The following is a 16,885-nucleotide window of genomic DNA, read 5'->3' as shown; positions in this document are numbered from 1 at the left end:
CTGTTGATGGTTTTGGACTGCCCCGACCATGAGGCGGGGCAGGTCCGGGCCTTACGCCAGGTGACCTTCGAAGAAGGTCTGCAGGCGGTCGAAGGGAATGATGTCCTTCTGATCGTAAAGATCGCAGTGATCGGCACCGTCGATGATCACCAGTTCCTTGGGATCAGCCGCCGCCGCATAGGCATCTTCGCTGAAGTAGCGCGAATGCGCTTCGGAACCTGCGATGATCAGCGCCGGACGGGGCGAGATTTCGTGGATATAGGTCAGCTGCGGCATGTTCATGAACGACATGGCCGAGGTCACGTTCCAGCCCCCGTTCGAGTTCACCGAGCGCGGGTGATAGCCGCGATCCGTCTTGTAGTAGGCGTGGTACATGGCGATCACGGGGTTATCGATGCCGTCGAGCGTGTCGGGCAGGCCGCCCGCCAGTTTCGGCGCATCGTCCGAGGCCGCATCTTCCCAACGCTGTTGGCTGATCGAGGTCAACAACTCGTTACGCTGCGCGTCGGTCATCGAATCGTTGTAGCCTTTTGCGATCACCCGGCTCATGTCGTACATCGACGTCACGGCTACCGCTTTCACCCGCTTGTCGGGGGCGGCTGCGTTCAGCGCCATGCCGCCAAAGCCGCAGATGCCGATCATGCCGATGCGGTCACGATCGACGGCGTCGTTCAAGCCAAGGAAATCGATCGCGGCCATGAAATCTTCGGTGTTGATGTCGGGCGAGGCGACAAAGCGCGGGGTGCCGCCGCTTTCACCGATGAATGACGGGTCAAAGGCCAGCGCCGCAAAACCGCGTTCTGCCATTTCCTGGGCGTAAAGCCCGGCTGCCTGCTCTTTCACCGCGCCGAAGGGGCCGGCGACAGCAAGGGCGGGCAACGCGGCGCCGTCACGATCTTTCGGAAGGTAAAGATCGCCTACCAGCGAGATACCGTAACGGTTGGTAAAGCTGACCTTTTCGTGGTCGACGCGGTCGCTTTTCGGAAAAGTCTTGTCCCACTCTGACGTGGTCTGGGCAAGAACGGCCTCGGCGGTCAGCGTTGCGACGCCAAGCGCGGCGGCGCCCAGTCCGGCACTCAGCAGAAGGTCGCGGCGGCCGCGGTTTTCAGGATCGGTTGTGGTGGTCATCTGGGTCACTCCAGTGTTGGTTTTGTCTCTGCCGTTGTATCTGGAGCGCGCGAGGGGGTGCGATAAGGCCGCCTCGGCTTATTGCGGTCATGAACTGAATTCATGGTTGGGCCGTGATTTCCCTTTGCATCGCCGGTCAGCAGGCGCCATGCATGCGCAGGTAAAGGAGACAGAAATCATGGATCGTGACATGCTTGGCGATCTTTCGACCCTTCTGGCGGTCACCGAAGAGGGCAATTTCACCCGCGCCGGGCATCGTCTGGGCATTTCGCAATCCGCTGTGAGCCATACCATCCGGCGCCTGGAAGACAAGATCGGTGTGCGCCTGCTGAACCGCAGTGCGCGGAAGGTCACGGCGACGGACGCTGGCGAACAGCTACTTGCGGCGCTGCGGCCCAGTTTTCAGCAGCTGGGCAACCGCATCGAAGAGATCCGCACCCTGGGCGAACGGCCTTCGGGGTTGGTGCGGGTGACTTCAAGCGCGCCGGCCACGCGCGATATCCTGTGGCCCGTGGTGTCTCAGCTGGTGCGCGACTACCCGGACGTGCGGATTGAGATCAGCAGCGAGGGTCGGTTGTCGGACCTTGCCGAGGACCGGTTCGATTGCGCAATTCGGCTGGGAGAACACCTGAGCCCCGACATGATCGCGGTACCTGTCGGGCCGCAGCTCGAAATGGCGGCGGTGGCCAGCCCCGAGTATTTGGCCCGCCGCGGAACCCCTGACCACCCCGACGCGCTTGAAGAGCACGATTGCATCCTGATGCGCCACCGTTCGGACGGGCCGGTCTATGACTGGGAATTCGAGATCGACGGCGAAGACGTGGTCAAGAAACTGTCCGGCCCCTTCATACTGAACGACCCCGGCCATGTGCTGACCGCGGCGCGTGCGGGTCACGGGTTCGGTTATCTGCCGCTGCCCGAAGTGCGCGCGGATCTTGATAGTGGCCGCTTGCGGCGCGTTTTGGCAGAGTTTTGCCCTCGGTTCGACGGCTACCACCTCTGCTACATGGGGCGCCGGAATCTCAGCTCTGCCCTGCGCCTCCTGATTGAACGGTTGAAAGCGTCGCAATCATGAGACTTGTTCATGAAGGTGTCGGGCCCACAGCCAACGGACCTGACGCAATTGCCCTGAGGTGAAGCGATTAGATTTGAAACCCGCAAGACGCCTGCAAACCTGCTGAAGCCGCCAAACGCCTTCGTCTGCCATTCCGCGCTGGCCAGACCTTAGCCTGCGGCGCGAACCACGGATTTCTCGGCGCAATAGGCTGTCAGCAATCGGACCTGAGGGCACTCGGGTGCCATCATCTCGGGGTCGGTCCCGACGAGCGTGATCGCGGCTTGCGCCTCGCCCTGCCAATCAAGGATCGGCGCGCTGACAGCGATCAGGCCGGGAATGAACCGCCCCTCGACGGTGGCGAACCCCTGCTGCCGAATGCGCTCGGCCAAGGCTGCAACGCTGGCCTTTGTTGGTTCGACATCCTGCAAAACGTCGGGTTGACGGCTCAGGCGCCTGATCTGGCTGTCGCGTGCGGGCGCGATGGCGCGTGGTGGCCCCCAGGCCAGAAACACGCGCCCCGTCGCCGAGTTGAGCAGCGGCAGGGTTGTTCCCAGACCCATGGATGTATCGGTCGGCGAGGCACCACGTTCCCAGCGCACGACGGTTGCGCCATTGTTGGCCCAGACAGCAAGAAGAACGGTCACCCCGGTTTCGGCGGACAGGTCGGGCAGGCCCTCGGACGCGGAATTCACAAAGTCGTTCCGCGCAAGCGCTGCAAGCCCCATCTGCGATGCGGCCGGGCCCAGGTCATAGCGCCCGGACCGGCCTTGTTGTTGAACCAGCCCGGCGGAAACGAAGGACGCCAGATAGCGGTGGACCTTGCTGGCTGGCATGTCATGTGCCCGGGCAATTTCCGAAAGGGTGGTCGGTCCGTTGAGAGAAGCCAGATGATTGAGAACGCTAAGGGCCGCGTCGAGAGACTTGAGGCCGTGATTGTTCTCGGCTGACATCGTATTCTCCCATCGCTGTCCGGGATTCAGTCATATGGTGGCGACCCATTTTTGATCGCACCGGCGGTCTGGCGCGCAGTGGGCCCCGGCTGTCACAGGCATGCCAGATTAACATTTGCACGCCCGTTACCTGACCCGCCAAGGCAAAAGCATAGGCGGGAACCGCCCTTTGATCCAGTGAAACATATTGGAATAGCACCGTTTTTGAAATGCTTGTCGATGTTGCCAAAGCCGCTGACGGATGAACCCACGCCTCAAAGCTGTTCCTTTCCGTGCAAGCGGTTGCTCATGGCGGAAAAGCCATGAAGCCGGTCAAGCCCTGGTGTTCTGGTCGCACCCTCAGGTGTCAGTCATCTAGTGCCCAGAAAAACGACATGCCCGATTTTTCGTCAGACGATATTGTTATTCAGCCGTCTGCGCGGTATGTCTTTCGCCATACAACAGCAGGAAGCCATCGATGATCCCCGAAAAATCCGAAAAGACACTTCGCCTCGAAGCCGAGCTGACCGAGTTCATGGAGACCCATATCTACCCGAACGAAGCGCGGTTTTATCGCGAGTCCGAAGAGATCGGGCCATGGGGCGTGCAACCGGTTGTTGAAGAGCTGAAGGTGAAAGCGCGGGAACAGGGCCTTTGGAACCTTTTCTTGCCGGACTCGCACCGCGGGGCCGGGCTGAAGAACATCGAATATTCTCCGCTGTGCGAAATCATGGGTCGCAGCCATCTTGCCCCCGAAGTGTTCAATTGCTCGGCACCTGACACCGGCAACATGGAGACGATCGAACGCTATGGCACCGAAGAACAGAAGGCGGCATGGCTCGAGCCTTTGTTGCGGGGTGAAATCCGATCATCCTTCGCGATGACAGAGCCTGCGGTCGCGTCGTCCGATGCACGCAATATCGAAAGCTCCATTGTCCGCGACGGGTCTGACTACGTGATCAACGGCCGGAAATGGTACACGACCGGGGCGACCGATCCGCGCTGCAAGATCATCATTTTCATGGGTAAGACCGACCCCGAAGCCGAGACCTATCGCCAGCAGTCGATGATACTGGTGCCGAAGGACACCCCGGGCGTGACCGTAAAGCGGTCCATCCCCGTGTTCGGGTTCTATGGCGTGCCCGATCGCGCCGCCGAGGTGACATTCGAGAATGTGCGGGTGCCCGTCGAGAACATGCTTCTGGGCGAAGGGCGCGGTTTCGAGATTGCCCAGGGCCGGCTTGGGCCCGGACGGATCCACCACTGCATGAGGCTGATCGGCCTTGCAGAACGAACGCTCGAGAAAATGGTGGTCCGGGCCGCAGATCGCGTCGCCTTCGGCAAGCCGCTCTCCGAGCAATCGGTCACACGCGAACGGATCGCGGAATCCCGCATCCTGATCGAGCAATCGCGGCTTCTGACGCTGCGCGCGGCGCATATGATGGATACGGTGGGCAACAAAGAAGCGCGCAGTGAAATCGCGATGATCAAGGTTGCCGTGCCAAACATGGCCTGCAAGGTGATCGATTGGGCCATCCAGCTGTTCGGAGGGGGCGGAACCAGCAACGATTTCGGGCTCGCCGCCGCCTATGCGACGGCGCGGCTGCTGCGTCTTGCAGACGGACCCGACGAAGTGCATCGCGACCAGATCGCCCGCCTTGAATACAAGCGGCAAGCGTCAAGGAACAGCAATGCCCCAGGCGTGGACTGGGCCCCAGCGCTGAGTGCCGTGGCGCTTGGCCCGAAGTCCTAGAACCAAATGCGCCGCTCCTGCATGTGGCCGGGCGAATGGCCCGACATATGGACAGCGTGCAGGCGTTGACCTAGTCTCGGCGCGGCGCATTCATTGGTACTTTGGAACATGACACAGGTGGCACACGAAGACGAAAAAGCAACCTCTGGCGCCGCAGATACGATCGTGCGCGACATAATGAGGGGCCTGTACGAAGGGCGCTACGTGTCTGGTCAGCGGTTGGCCGAGCCCGACCTGATCGCCCGCTACGAAGTCAGCCGTTCGACGGTGCGCGAAGCCATCAAGCGCCTTGCGGCTCAAGGCGTTGTGGAAACACGCCACTATCACGGCGCGCGCATCATGACCGTAAGCGAGGAAGAGGCGCGGAACATCCTGCTGATTGCCGAGCTGCTTGTCGGGCTTGCGGCGCGTCAGGCTGCAGGCAAGATCGGCGAGGGAACGGCCCGAAACGATCTTCGCGACGCGCTTGAGGCGGTAACGCGCGCCTCCTCTGGGATTGATCGGTTCGAGGTTATCCTTGCGCGAAACCGGTTTCACCGCACACTGGCGCGGATTGCAGGGAGTCGCGTGCTCGAGACGACGCTGGGCAATCTCCACGTGCATCTGGTGCGCAACAAGCTGGTCATGACTCCCGAGCAACGCGCCGCGTCTTACGCAAGGATTGCCGAAGCCATCTTTGACGGCGATGCGGATGCCGCGGAAACCCATGCCAAAGCCCATGTCCGCGCGATGATCGAGCGGCTGGGGCCGTCCTGATCCGCGCTGCCGATCCGGCGGAAACTGTCGGTTGTTCGGCGCTATCGGATGTGGCGCAGGGCCAGAGCCTGTCTGGACCATATCGACACTCCCAAGCGGATGGCGGCAAGTATACGCGGACCGGATTTCATACTCAGGGCAGCGCCAGCCACCTTGGCGCAAAGCGGAACTTTAAGTCAGTCGAGCGTGTCTTGCAGCTTGGCGATGCTGTTGGCCGCCGTCGCATCTGGCACAAACATATCGCGGGCGAGCGGCGCGCTATCATCGTGGGCGTATCGGCCAAAGTCGGCCACACCTTCATCGCGCAGCACTTCTTCATCGATAAAGAAATTGCCCGAGCAGTCGCGGGCCGGACGAGTGAGAACAGCCCATGCGGCATCTGCCATGATCTCGGGTTTGCGGCTTCGCGCACCCAGTTCGTCGCCACCCAGCAGGTTCCGCACGACAGCCGTATCGATTGTTGTCATAGGCCAGAGGGCGTTTACCCCGATACCCTCGCCAGCGAATTCGGCGCTCATACCCAGAACGGTCATCGACATTCCGAATTTCGACATGGTGTAGGCCGCATGATCGCGGAACCATCTGGCCTGCATGTCCAGCGGTGGCGCCAATGTCAGAATATGCGGGTTTGCGGCCTTCTTCAGGTGCGGGATGCAGATCTTCGACACAAGGAACGTGCCGCGCGTGTTGATCTGATGCATCAGATCGAACCGCTTCATATCCAGCGCAAGCGTGCCAGACAGGTTGAGCGCGCTGGCGTTGTTGATGCAGATGTCGATCCCGCCGAACGTGTCGGCGGTGCGGGCCACCGCGTCGGCCACCGAGGCGTCGTCGCGTACATCGCACAGGCACGCAAGCGCCCGGCCGCCCGCTTTCTCGATCTCATTCGCGGCGGTGTAGATCGTTCCGGGCAGCGTGGGGTGTGGCTCTGCCGTCTTGGCGGCGATTGCGACATTGGCGCCGTCCTGCGCCGCGCGCAGCGCAATCGCCAGCCCGATCCCGCGCGACCCGCCCGTGATAAATAGGGTTTTCCCCTTCAATGTCCGTCCGTCGGTCATGTTGTTCCTTCCCGTCCGTGGTCGCCATCCGACAGGCAGGCGAAACGCACGCCAAAGCCAGCAAATGTTCTGAAGGGGTATGGAACATCTCTAATTTAAGTGCAATATCGTCAGACGAGATCGGCCAATGAAAACATGGTGGCAGATCAAGTGATGGCGCGAAGCGCTGCCGGTGAACGCAAAAGCCTGTCGGTGGGAACGCGATAGTCGGGCCTAAGAAACGAAGGAGACGTTAATGAGCGAGCCTGTGACACTTCGGACAGTCGGGGATATTGCGATTCTGACGATCGACAATCCGCCTGTGAATGCGCTGTCACGGCAGGTGGTCGAGGGGCTTGTGGCACAGCTCGAGCGTTTCATGTCAGATGAGTCGGCAATCGGCCTTGTCGTTTGTGCCGCGGGGCGCACCTTTGTCGCGGGCGGCGATATCGCTGATTTCGAGCGGCCGGATTTCTCGGCACGGCCCCTGAACGACTGTCTTCTGCGCCTCGAAGCGAGCGAACGCCCCGTCGTGGCGGCGGTACATGGCACGACGCTTGGCGGTGGGTTGGAACTGGCGATGGCGTGCCACCACCGCATCGCCGACGCCGAAACACGCTTCGGATTGCCCGAGATCAAGCTTGGGCTGATCCCTGGATCGCACGGCACACAAAGGCTGCCGCGCCTTGTAGGCCTTGAAGCTGCGGCGGATATGATCGCCAGCGGGCGGATGGTCGGAAGCCAAGAGGCGATGTCGCTTGGATTGATCGACTCGGTGGCGCCGCGCGACGGATTGATCGACGCCGCAATGGACGCAGTACGCGCCCTTGCCGGGAAAACGCCGCGCCGCGCGGCATTACTACCTGTGGCGTCAGCGGCACCGGATGCCCTTGCACAGCTGGAGTCCAAAGCGGCCCGGGCCGCCGATCCAGCACCCGCCGCCGCGCTGGCGGCTCTGGTTGCCGCGCGTGATCTGCCGTTTGCCGACGGCATCGACGTGGAAGCAAGCCAGTTCCACAATCTGGTCGTATCGCCAGAATCGCGGGCGCAACGATATATGTTCTTTGCCGAGCGCGACGCCGCGCGCATTCCAGGTCTCGGCGCCGAGGTTGTTCCGCGCCCCATTTCAAGCGTCGGTGTGCTTGGGGTCGGCACGATGGGCGCCGGCATCGCACTTGCGGCCGCGCTCGCCGGCTTTCCCGTCACCCTTGTCGAAGTCGATCAGCCTGCGCTGGATCGCGGGCTGCAGAACGTGCGCAATGCGATTGCGGCGATGGTCAAGCGGGGCCGGCTGGACCAAGCGGCCGCGGCAGAGTGCGAAGGTCGGATGACAGGGCAGGTCGGGCTCGAATCGCTGGGCGAGGTCGATCTTGTCATCGAGGCCGTGTTCGAAGACATGAATCTGAAGTGCGAAATTGCCCAACAACTTGGCCGTATCTGCAAGCCGGGCGCGATCATCGCAACCAATACCTCGACGCTTGATGTCAATGTGATCGCGGGCAGGACAGGGCGCGCGCAGGATGTGATCGGCACGCATTTCTTTTCGCCCGCGCACGTCATGAAACTGCTCGAAATCGTACGTGGAGACGACACCGCGCCCGAGGTGCTGCGCGGCGTGATGGATTTTGCCCGGCGCATAGGCAAGACCGTGGTTGTCAGCGGCGTCTGCTATGGCTTCATCGGCAACCGCATGGCCGAAGTCTACATGCGCGAGAGCGAAGCGATGCAGTTGGAAGGCGCCGCCCCGGGCGAGATCGACGGGGTGGCCGAAGCGCCGGATCGCTGGGGTATGGCGATGGGCCCCAGCCGGATGCTGGACATGGCAGGCGTCGACGTGGGTGCGCGCACCGTGATTGAATGGATCAAGTCGGGCGACGGCCCTCAGGATCCGGCCTATCGCATCCTGTGTCGTGAAATGTTCGAGGCGGGATTGCACGGGCAGAAGACGGGGCAGGGGTACTACCGCTACGAGGGGCGCAAGGCGTTGCCCAACCCCGCGATCCAATCGCTTGCGGCGCGTCTGGCGCAAACCCACGGCATCGCCCGCGACAAGGCACCGGACGCCGACGAAATGTTCGAGCGGCTGCTGTTTCCGATGGTCAACGAGGCCGCGCGGATCCTTGAAGAGGGGATTGCCTATCGCGGCTCTGACATCGACGTGGTCTGGGCCAATGGCTACGGCTTTCCGCGCTGGCGTGGCGGGCCCCTTTTCATGGCCGACGAGATCGGTCTGAACACCGTGGTCGACCGGATGGATCACTATGCAGAGCGCACTGGCAACGCCCAAGGATATTGGGATGTCGCTCCGCTTCTGCGTCGGCTGGCTGCCGAGGGTGGCCGCCTGAGCGACTGGAAGAATTGAGCGTATAGCGGAGACCCCTGATGAGAGAAGCTGTCATTGTAAGCACTGCCCGGACCGGGATCGGCAAGGCATTTCGCGGTGGGCTGAACGCAACCAAGTCCCCGTCACTGACCGGTTTCGTTTTGGCAGAGGCCGTCCGGCGGGCACAGATTGATCCGGACGAAATCGAGGATTGCGTAATCGGCACGGTACTGGCTGCCGGAACTGCCGGGATGAACGTCGCCCGTAACGCTGTTTTTGCAGCGGGGCTGCCCGTGCGCGTCGCGGCGCAGACAATGGACCGCCAGTGTGCCTCGGGTTTGATGGCGGTTGCGACCGCAGCCAAGCAGGTCGTCCACGACGGAATGGATGTGGTTTTGGCAGGCGGGCAAGAGAATATTTCGGCGGTTCAGGCCCCGTATTTCGACTGGGTCCAGAAAGAGGCCGACCCGAACGTGATCGCGCAGGTTCCCGCCGCCTACATGCCCATGCTCCAGACCGCCGAAACCGTTGCGGCACGCTATGGCATCAGCCGCGAGGCACAGGATCGCTATGCGTTTGAATCGCAGCGCCGCACGGCGCGGGCGCAAGAGCAGGGCCTGTTGAATGCCGAGATTGTCCCGTTCACCACGACCATGACGGTTAAGGACCGCGAGACCGGCGAAGTGTCCAATGTCGAGGTTACCGTATCGAAGGACGAAGGCAACCGGCCCAATACAACTCTTGAAAGCCTCGCGTCACTGGCTCCGGTTCTGGACGGTGGAACGGTCACGGCGGGCAACGCCTCGCAACTTTCCGACGGGGCGTCGGCCTGCGTGATCATGGATGTTGCACTGGCCGCCCGGCGCGGTCTGGCACCGCTTGGCCTGTACCGGGGCATGGCCGTTGCCGGATGCGGGCCCGATGAAATGGGCATCGGGCCGGTGTTCGCGATTCCGAAGCTGCTGAAGCAACACGGACTCTCGGTGGATGATATCGGGGTGTGGGAGCTGAACGAAGCCTTCGCCTGTCAGGCGATTTACTGCCGCGATCACCTTGGGATCGATCCTGATCGCTACAACCCCAACGGAGGGGGCATCTCGATCGGGCACCCCTATGGCATGACCGGCGCACGGCTTGTCGGCCATGCCCTGCTTGAGGGGCAGCGACGCAAGGAAAAATACGTGGTTGTCACCATGTGTGTCGGGGGTGGAATGGGCGCGGCCGCGCTGTTCGAAACGGCGCTGTGATGGTCGGGCAGGTCAAAAGGCCTGCCGTCGCTTCGGCACCATTGAATGGAGAATAAGAGATGACATCTTCTGAACCCAGCCCTGCTCTCGTTGTGTCCTCCGCCTCGGAACGGGATCCACGGATTTGTGTGATTACACTCAACCGGCCAGAGCGGCGCAATGCCTTCGACAATGAGATGGCCGATGCATTTGCCGATGCGGTGGACGCATTCGAAAACGACAGCCAGTTCAGGGTTGCAATCCTGCGCGGGAACGGCCCCATTTTTTGTTCCGGTATGGACCTTGGCGCCTTCGCCAAAGGGGAACGCCCCGGTCTTGATAGCGCCAATGGCTTTGCGCATTTCGTCAGGCGGCCGCGCCGAAAGCCGATGATTGCGGCGGTGCAGGGTGGCGCTCATGCCGGGGGCTTCGAAATCGTTTTGGCTTGCGATCTTGCCGTTGCCGAGGCGAGCGCGAAATTCTCACTGCCCGAAGTCAAGCGCGGCATCATCGCGGCAGGTGGCGGCGCCGTGCGTTTGCCTCAGCGAATTCCGGCGGTGATTGCACGGGAAATGCTGTTTACCGGAAACGCCATCGAAGCAGAGCGCGCCTATGAGCTTGGACTGCTGAACGCGGTCGCCGATGCCGGCAAACTGGAGGACGCCGCGTACAATCTTGCCGCGCAGATCGTCGGCAATGCTCCACTTGCCGTTCTTGCATCGAAACAAGTGGCGGACGATGCGCTGACAGCAGGGGAAGCCGTGGCGTGGCACACCAATCGGCGGGGATGGGACACGGTTCTTGCATCTAACGATGCATTGGAAGGTGCCCTCGCGTTCAAAGAGCGTCGGCTCCCCGACTGGACAGGCAGTTGACGGAAGCGAGGCGATGACACGTGCAATGCGGCCAGCGCCCGGCTTTCTGATCTGTGACGGGTTGGGGCCAATGACCTCGGCCAGCGGCGTAACCAATCACTGGAGATTGCGATCATGACTCAGGATAAACCCAATTCCGGTCAATGGCCTGACGAGGCCAGGCTGGCGCGCTGGATGGAAGACAATATCAAAGGGTTTCAAGGCCCCGTGACATTGTCAAAGTTCGAGGGCGGGCAATCGAACCCGACATTTCGCGTCGATGCGCCGTCTGGCCAATACGTGCTGCGGCGCAAGCCATCGGGGCCGGTTCTGCCAAGCGCCCACGCCGTTGATCGCGAGTTCCGGGTTCTTGAAGCCATGCGTCGCGGTGGCGTGCCCGTTGCAGGCGTTCACGCGCTTTGCCAGGACAACGAAGTCATTGGCAGCGATTTCTACATCATGGATTTCGTCGAGGGCCGGGTCTTTTGGGATCCGCGTTTGCCGGATATGTCGAACGAAACACGTGCCGCGATCTTCTCGTCGATGAACAGCACCATCGCCCAAATTCACAGCCTCGATCCCGAAGCAATCGGACTGGCCGATTTTGGCCGGAAGGAAGACTATCTCAAACGGCAGATCGCCCGTTGGACGCGGCAGTACCAGGCCGCGCGTACAGAGCCCAATCCGGCAATGGAAGGGCTGATGAAATGGCTTCCCGAGCATGTTCCCGAAGAACATCCCGTTCGCGTCGTGCACGGGGATTATCGGCTGGACAACGTCTTGATCCATCCCACCGAATCCCGGATCGTGGCGGTTCTGGATTGGGAACTGTCGACGCTTGGAAACCCGATCGCCGATTTCGCCTATCACATGCTGAGCTGGTATTTCTCGGCAAGCCTGTTTCGTGGAATGGCAGGCGAAGATCTGGCGGCCCTGGGGATCCCGGAACAGCGGGAATATCTGGACCAATATCTTGCCAAAACGGGCCTTGATGCACCCGAGGATTGGGAATTTTACGTGATCCTCAGCATGTTCCGCATTGCCTCGATCTTGCAGGGGATCGCCAAGCGTTCGTTGGACGGGAGTGCCGCGAATGCAGATGCTGCCGAAATCGGCGCCAAGGCCGTTCCGATCTCGGAGCTGGCGTGGAAACTGGTGTGCGCGCGAAAAGATTAGCCAATGCAAGACGGATTTGAGGGGTAGTCACATGAAAGCGGTGGTGTTCGAAGGCCCCGGATTGCCGTTGAAACTGCGTGAACTGGCGGCGCCGTCGCTTGGGACGAACGAGGTGATCGTGAAGGTCGAAGCCTGCGGGATATGCGGATCGGACCTGCATGCGACCGAGCCCGGCCCCTTTCTTCAGGCGCCCGGGGCGGTTCTGGGCCACGAATTCGCTGGCACAATCGTTGCGTCGTCGGATCCGGCTGTGCCCGAGGGCCTAAGGGCCACCGCTGTCCCGGTGAACGTGGGGGGCTGTGACGCCTGCCGCGAGTCGGGCAGCTGCCAGAAGGGGCTTGGAATCCTGTGCCCAAGCCGAAGGATCACCGGCCTGAACCGCGATCTTCCCGGGGCCTATGCGGAATATGTGAAGGTCGATTCCCGCCAGATCGTACCGCTGCCGGACAGGGTGAGCTTTGAAAGCGGCGCCCTCGCCGAACCTTTGGCAGTAGGTCTGCACGCGGTGGATTTGGCAGGTGTCCAGCCCGGCGCACGGGTGCTGGTGATCGGGGCAGGATTCATCGGTCTTTCCGTGGTCTTGTTCGCCAAGCTGCGGGGCGCGGCGTCGGTCGTGGTGTCGGAACGCGCGTCTGCGCGGCGTGAGGCGGCCCGGGCAGCCGGGGCCGACGATATTATAGATCCGCTAGCCGAGGCCGATCTGAAAGCCGCCTTTGTGGCACGGGCGGGCGAAGCGCCCGACGTGATCTTCGAATGCGTTGGCGCACCCGGTGTCATTCAAACCTGCATTGACGCCGCCGCTCCCCGCGCCACGCTGGTCGTCGTGGGCGTTTGCCTGAAGGAAGACGCCATCTGGCCTGCACGCGCCGTGCACAAGGAGTTGAAACTGCAATTCGCCATGGGCTACGCGGCCGCCGACTTCGCTCGGGTGCTGGACTTTCTGGACCGGGGTGAGATTGTGCCCGACAATTTGGTGACGGACAGGGTTTCCTTGTCTGAATTGCCCAACGCCTTTGAAGCTTTGCGCCGGCCCGAAGGCCAGATCAAGGTCATCATCACCCCGTCAAACTAGCGTTGCATCCCACACCGCGACCGGCCGGGCCTTGTAAAATCTTCCCGGCCGTTCCGCTGCAGCAGGTGCAAGTTTCGCCTGGGTTTGGTCAGGTCGTTGTGCTGGCGGATTGCTTCAGCGCGCGGCCCAGCACTCCGGCAAGAATGCGCTCCACGTCGTCGTCCATGCCGCGAAGGTCAGTTTCGCAGCCTGCGGCCGTGACCGCGAACTCGCGAAACAACTGCCAGCCGTAAAGGAAGGCGCTCATGATCGCGGCAAGCTTGCGGGTATCTTCTTCGTCAATTCCCGGTCCTTGAAGGGCCCGCGCAAACGAAGCGACACCGCCCGGCCTTGGTGCAATTTGGAGGGCTTCGCGGCGTTCCAGCATCAGGAAGGCAAGCAATCTGACGAATGAGGGGCGATTCTCCTGAAGTTCGCGCATCAGGTCCGGAACGATGTCGTTCGAGTCCGATACGTTCGACATCAGTTTCGTGAATGCCCGCACATGCCGTTCCAACACCTGATCAAGCAGCGTTTCCTTCGAGCCGAAGTGGCGATGCACCAGACCGTGGTTCACGTTCGCGCGCTGCGAGATCTCGCGAACAGTCACCGAATTAGGGCCTTTTTCAGCGAATAGTTCGTCTGCGGCGTCCAACAACGCTTCAATCGTGGCCGTTTTACCCGTTGGTTTTTCGTCGCTCATCCCCGAGGCCTCCCATCAAAATATGTCTGCCGCACCGATGTCGACGGTCTGGCGTCAATAGCAGTTTACAAACTGTAGTCAATTGACTATAGCTACCGTGTAGCCAATGGACTACACCAAAGTTGCGCGATAGGCGGCAAGGCTGAAACACAGCCGGAGTGATGCCGGAAAGTGGGGTCGGAACGCCTGACCACTTCGGGTTCAAGCCGCAACGCGTAACCTGGGTGTAGGACGGACCAGGGAGGGTCGACATGGTTAAAACTTTAAGAGTTGGTTTTGTCAGGGCGCTCTGGCATCGCGAGATCGTCGATCAGGCGTGCCTTGGCTACGAGGCGGATATGAATGCCGCCGGGATCCCGCACGAGACCACGTTTTTCGAGGTTCCCGGCGCTTTTGAAATGCCGTTGCTGGCGAAGCAACTTGGCCAGACCGGCGCGTATGATGCGATTGTCGCGGCCGCTTTTGTTGTGGATGGCGGAATCTATCGCCATGACTTCGTGGCGCAGGCTGTCGTGACCGGGTTGATGCAGGCGCAGATGGAGACAGGCGTTCCGACTTTCTCGGTCAGCCTGACTCCACACCATTTCCATGACTGCGAGGAACACAGGGCGTTTTTCCACAGTCATTTCCTGAAAAAGGGCGCAGAGGCCGCAGCGGCCGTGCGTCGCGTTCTGGCTCTTGGCGTTTATGAAAGCGCGGCGACAGAGGCGCCGCGTCTGATGGAAGCCGTGCGTTAGCCGCGCCCTGAATTCGCGGTGGCAAGACCACCGCGTTGCAACTTTGGAAACTGGGTATCCGACAGCTTATGTCCGGTGGCGTAGGTCTGCGCTGCCTTCATCTAAACATCTGATAAACAACAATAAAAAAATAATCGTCAGACGTTTTTGCTTGACAATAATCGCTTCGATGCTTGATCTTCTGCCACACGAGACTGCGGCAATCGGCATCAGGTGGAGCCTGAAAACGAGATGTCGGCGGCTCTGTAGAATTTTGGGAGGAGACACGAAAATGAATAAACTACTTCGGCAAAGCGTATGTGCGTTGGCATTGGCTGTTGCGTCGGGCGTTGGTGCGCAGGCGGAAAGCCTGCGTCTTCTGACAAGCTGGGACATGACCATGCCGGCCAACATTCACATCGTTCAGGATTACGTTAAGCGCGTTCAGGAACAAAGCGAGGGCGAGATCGAGATCACCGTCGACGGGCCAGAGGTTGTCGCCGCCTTCGAACAGATCGAGCCCGTTCAGGCAGGTGTATTCCAGCTGCTGTTTACGCATCCCGCGTATCATACCAGCGTCAGCTGGGCTGGCTTCGCGCTTGATTCCAGCGTCGATCCGGGCCCGGAAAAGCGCCGTGAAATCGGCCTCTGGGATGCGCTGGACGAAGCGTATAACAAGATCGGGCTCAAGCTGATTGCGCTGCCCGGCAGCGGCAACCAGGGCTATCAGTTCGTGTTGTCCACGCAGCCCTCGGATGGCGAGAACCCGTTCTCGGGTCTGAAAGTACGCGGATCGCCGTCGTACAAGCCGATCATCGAAGCTTTGGGCGGTGCGCTCGTCGTTCTGCCGGGTGGTGAAACCTATGCCGCGATGGATCGCGGTGTGGTGGACGGAGCCGGATGGCCGCTGATCGGTTTTGAATCGACCAAGCTTTCCGAAGTCGCGAAATACTATGTCCGCCCCACCTTCGGCTCCAGCACCTACGTGCTGCTGATGAATCTGGATGCGTGGAACGGACTTGATGCCGATACGCAGAAGACTCTTCTGGACATCGGCGCTGACGTCGAGCGTGACGGCTTTGCCGCATTCGAAAAGCTGAAGACCGAAGAGGTCGAGCGGATGCAGGAAGCCGGGATGGAAGAATACGCGGTCAGCGACGAAGCCGCCCAGCGGATGCAGGAAGCCTTTGTCAAGGAACAGCGCAGCACCGCGTTGGGTGCCGGCGGCGATGAAACCCGCAAGGTCATCGACATCTTCGAGGCAAACGACCTCTAGGGCCGTCCACTCGATCACCAAAATTTCGTTCAGCCAAGTTGGTGGCGGGCAACCTTTGCCCGTTGCCCGGTGCTGGACGTCACCCACCCAGGTACTCAGATTGAGGAGAGAAAAGAATGCGGCACCGCAAGACGCTGAAAACAGGTGTAGAGCTTGATGTTTTCGACAAGGGAAAAGGAGAGGCAGTTCTGTACCTGCACGGCTTCGTCGGCTTCTCCGAGCAGGACGCGTTTGTCGAGCCGGTTACCTCGGGACATCGGCTGATTGCACCAACCCATCCGGGTTACGGTGATGCGCCCGTACCGAAATGGCTCGACTCGACGGCGGATGCTGCGTTCATCTACTGGTCGCTTCTTGATGAACTCGAGATTGACAGCTTCCATCTGGTCGGCAGCGCCCTGGGCGGCTGGATCGCCACCGAGATGGCCACCATGTCACCGGACCGCGTGAAAAGCCTGACCTTGGTGTCACCTGTCGGCGTCAAGCTTGGCGCGCGGGATGCCCTGGATATTCCCGATCTCTACAAACTCTCGAACGAAGATCTCTATCAGGCATTCTTCTCCGACAAGACCGATGCAACATTTGACCCGGATTCCATGTCGGACGAAGAAGTCGTCGCCTTCATTCGCAGCCGCGAAGCCGTCGCCCTCTATGCGTGGGAGCCGTGGATGCACAATCCCAAGCTTCGCCACCGGATCCCCCGGATCGCCGTGGATACGGTTCTGGCCAGGGGCGCGGAAGACAAGATTGTCGCCAAATGGTACGCCGACGGCTTTGCCGAATTGTTCCCGAATGCGACCCGGACGGAAATTGCAGGCGCGGGCCACGATCTTCTGCATGACGCGCCTGACGAGCTTGCCAAGCTCGTGATGCAGCGCCTCGGCAGCCGATAAGCGCACC

At 61.0% G+C, this 16,885-nt stretch carries 15 protein-coding genes; 11 read left to right on the top strand and 4 right to left on the bottom strand.

All coding sequences use genetic code 11. The features are described from left to right. Positions 1-51 precede the first annotated feature (51 nt). Complete coding sequence (locus FGK64_RS19660) at positions 52-1,128, bottom strand: alpha/beta hydrolase (protein WP_138865575.1); 1,077 nt, start codon at positions 1,126-1,128, stop codon at positions 52-54. A 178-nt stretch (positions 1,129-1,306) separates the two neighbouring features. On the opposite strand from FGK64_RS19660, the gene FGK64_RS19655 reads away from it, so the two are divergent. Continuing rightward, a complete protein-coding gene (locus tag FGK64_RS19655) occupies positions 1,307-2,203 on the top strand; it encodes a LysR family transcriptional regulator (protein WP_138865574.1) in 897 nt (298 codons plus the stop codon). Between the two features lie 149 nt (positions 2,204-2,352). Here the strand turns inward: FGK64_RS19655 and FGK64_RS19650 are convergent, their stop codons facing one another. Further along, entirely contained in the window at positions 2,353-3,135 is a 783-nt protein-coding gene (locus FGK64_RS19650; protein WP_138865573.1) for an IclR family transcriptional regulator, read from the bottom strand. A 457-nt stretch (positions 3,136-3,592) separates the two neighbouring features. Here FGK64_RS19650 and FGK64_RS19645 point away from each other — a divergent pair, with 457 nt between their 5' ends. Both FGK64_RS19645 and FGK64_RS19640 read left to right on the top strand, forming a co-directional pair. Further along, positions 3,593-4,867 (top strand): acyl-CoA dehydrogenase family protein, encoded by a 1,275-nt coding sequence (locus FGK64_RS19645; protein ID WP_138865572.1) that lies wholly within the window; start codon positions 3,593-3,595, stop codon positions 4,865-4,867. A 108-nt stretch (positions 4,868-4,975) separates the two neighbouring features. Next, positions 4,976-5,623 (top strand): GntR family transcriptional regulator, encoded by a 648-nt coding sequence (locus FGK64_RS19640; protein ID WP_138865571.1) that lies wholly within the window; start codon positions 4,976-4,978, stop codon positions 5,621-5,623. Positions 5,624-5,799: 176 nt separating this feature from the next. Here FGK64_RS19640 and FGK64_RS19635 read toward each other — a convergent pair whose 3' ends face one another. Continuing rightward, positions 5,800-6,681 (bottom strand): SDR family oxidoreductase, encoded by an 882-nt coding sequence (locus FGK64_RS19635; RefSeq protein ID WP_138865570.1) that lies wholly within the window; start codon positions 6,679-6,681, stop codon positions 5,800-5,802. Positions 6,682-6,916: 235 nt separating this feature from the next. On the opposite strand from FGK64_RS19635, the gene FGK64_RS19630 reads away from it, so the two are divergent. The 5 genes from FGK64_RS19630 (at position 6,917) to FGK64_RS19610 (ending at position 13,311) form a co-directional block, all read left to right on the top strand. Beyond that, on the top strand, positions 6,917-9,022 hold the full coding sequence (locus FGK64_RS19630) for a 3-hydroxyacyl-CoA dehydrogenase NAD-binding domain-containing protein (RefSeq protein WP_138865569.1): 2,106 nt from the start codon (positions 6,917-6,919) through the stop codon (positions 9,020-9,022). Between the two features lie 20 nt (positions 9,023-9,042). Further along, entirely contained in the window at positions 9,043-10,230 is a 1,188-nt protein-coding gene (locus tag FGK64_RS19625) for an acetyl-CoA C-acyltransferase (protein ID WP_138865568.1), read from the top strand. A gap of 59 nt (positions 10,231-10,289) precedes the next feature. Beyond that, complete coding sequence (locus tag FGK64_RS19620) at positions 10,290-11,084, top strand: crotonase/enoyl-CoA hydratase family protein (RefSeq protein WP_138865567.1); 795 nt, start codon at positions 10,290-10,292, stop codon at positions 11,082-11,084. A 114-nt stretch (positions 11,085-11,198) separates the two neighbouring features. Next, positions 11,199-12,239, top strand: coding sequence for a phosphotransferase (locus tag FGK64_RS19615; RefSeq protein ID WP_138865566.1), 1,041 nt, complete (start codon positions 11,199-11,201; stop codon positions 12,237-12,239). Between the two features lie 31 nt (positions 12,240-12,270). Further along, a complete protein-coding gene (locus FGK64_RS19610; RefSeq protein ID WP_171054152.1) occupies positions 12,271-13,311 on the top strand; it encodes a zinc-binding dehydrogenase in 1,041 nt (346 codons plus the stop codon). A gap of 88 nt (positions 13,312-13,399) precedes the next feature. Here the strand turns inward: FGK64_RS19610 and FGK64_RS19605 are convergent, their stop codons facing one another. After that, complete coding sequence (locus tag FGK64_RS19605; protein ID WP_138865564.1) at positions 13,400-13,993, bottom strand: TetR/AcrR family transcriptional regulator; 594 nt, start codon at positions 13,991-13,993, stop codon at positions 13,400-13,402. 251 nt (positions 13,994-14,244) lie between these two features. Between FGK64_RS19605 and FGK64_RS19600 the strand changes: the two genes are divergently transcribed. The 3 genes from FGK64_RS19600 to FGK64_RS19590 all read left to right on the top strand — a co-directional run bounded on the left by FGK64_RS19600 (position 14,245) and on the right by FGK64_RS19590 (position 16,878). Further along, positions 14,245-14,730 (top strand): 6,7-dimethyl-8-ribityllumazine synthase, encoded by a 486-nt coding sequence (locus tag FGK64_RS19600; RefSeq protein WP_138865563.1) that lies wholly within the window; start codon positions 14,245-14,247, stop codon positions 14,728-14,730. 271 nt (positions 14,731-15,001) lie between these two features. Then, on the top strand, positions 15,002-15,985 hold the full coding sequence (gene dctP, locus FGK64_RS19595) for a TRAP transporter substrate-binding protein DctP (protein WP_171054151.1): 984 nt from the start codon (positions 15,002-15,004) through the stop codon (positions 15,983-15,985). 116 nt (positions 15,986-16,101) lie between these two features. Continuing rightward, positions 16,102-16,878, top strand: coding sequence for an alpha/beta fold hydrolase (locus FGK64_RS19590; RefSeq protein ID WP_138865561.1), 777 nt, complete (start codon positions 16,102-16,104; stop codon positions 16,876-16,878). The last annotated feature ends 7 nt before the right edge of the window (positions 16,879-16,885 follow it).

Origin of the sequence: Arenibacterium halophilum (assembly GCF_005938225.1) — a bacterium.
In the GTDB taxonomy this organism is placed as follows: Bacteria; Pseudomonadota; Alphaproteobacteria; order Rhodobacterales; family Rhodobacteraceae; genus Arenibacterium; species Arenibacterium halophilum.
This window is presented reverse-complemented; position numbering and strand designations above follow the sequence as displayed.

Excerpts from the sequence above, each read along its gene's own strand:
- FGK64_RS19660 (WP_138865575.1), bottom strand. The coding sequence starts at position 1,128 with ATGACCACCACAACCGATCCTGAAAACCGCGGCCGCCGCGACCTTCTG.
- FGK64_RS19655 (WP_138865574.1), top strand. The coding sequence starts at position 1,307 with ATGGATCGTGACATGCTTGGCGATCTTTCGACCCTTCTGGCGGTCACC.
- FGK64_RS19650 (WP_138865573.1), bottom strand. The coding sequence starts at position 3,135 with ATGTCAGCCGAGAACAATCACGGCCTCAAGTCTCTCGACGCGGCCCTT.
- FGK64_RS19645 (WP_138865572.1), top strand. The coding sequence starts at position 3,593 with ATGATCCCCGAAAAATCCGAAAAGACACTTCGCCTCGAAGCCGAGCTG.
- FGK64_RS19640 (WP_138865571.1), top strand. The coding sequence starts at position 4,976 with ATGACACAGGTGGCACACGAAGACGAAAAAGCAACCTCTGGCGCCGCA.
- FGK64_RS19635 (WP_138865570.1), bottom strand. The coding sequence starts at position 6,681 with ATGACCGACGGACGGACATTGAAGGGGAAAACCCTATTTATCACGGGC.
- FGK64_RS19630 (WP_138865569.1), top strand. The coding sequence starts at position 6,917 with ATGAGCGAGCCTGTGACACTTCGGACAGTCGGGGATATTGCGATTCTG.
- FGK64_RS19625 (WP_138865568.1), top strand. The coding sequence starts at position 9,043 with ATGAGAGAAGCTGTCATTGTAAGCACTGCCCGGACCGGGATCGGCAAG.
- FGK64_RS19620 (WP_138865567.1), top strand. The coding sequence starts at position 10,290 with ATGACATCTTCTGAACCCAGCCCTGCTCTCGTTGTGTCCTCCGCCTCG.
- FGK64_RS19615 (WP_138865566.1), top strand. The coding sequence starts at position 11,199 with ATGACTCAGGATAAACCCAATTCCGGTCAATGGCCTGACGAGGCCAGG.
- FGK64_RS19610 (WP_171054152.1), top strand. The coding sequence starts at position 12,271 with ATGAAAGCGGTGGTGTTCGAAGGCCCCGGATTGCCGTTGAAACTGCGT.
- FGK64_RS19605 (WP_138865564.1), bottom strand. The coding sequence starts at position 13,993 with ATGAGCGACGAAAAACCAACGGGTAAAACGGCCACGATTGAAGCGTTG.
- FGK64_RS19600 (WP_138865563.1), top strand. The coding sequence starts at position 14,245 with ATGGTTAAAACTTTAAGAGTTGGTTTTGTCAGGGCGCTCTGGCATCGC.
- dctP (WP_171054151.1), top strand. The coding sequence starts at position 15,002 with ATGAATAAACTACTTCGGCAAAGCGTATGTGCGTTGGCATTGGCTGTT.
- FGK64_RS19590 (WP_138865561.1), top strand. The coding sequence starts at position 16,102 with ATGCGGCACCGCAAGACGCTGAAAACAGGTGTAGAGCTTGATGTTTTC.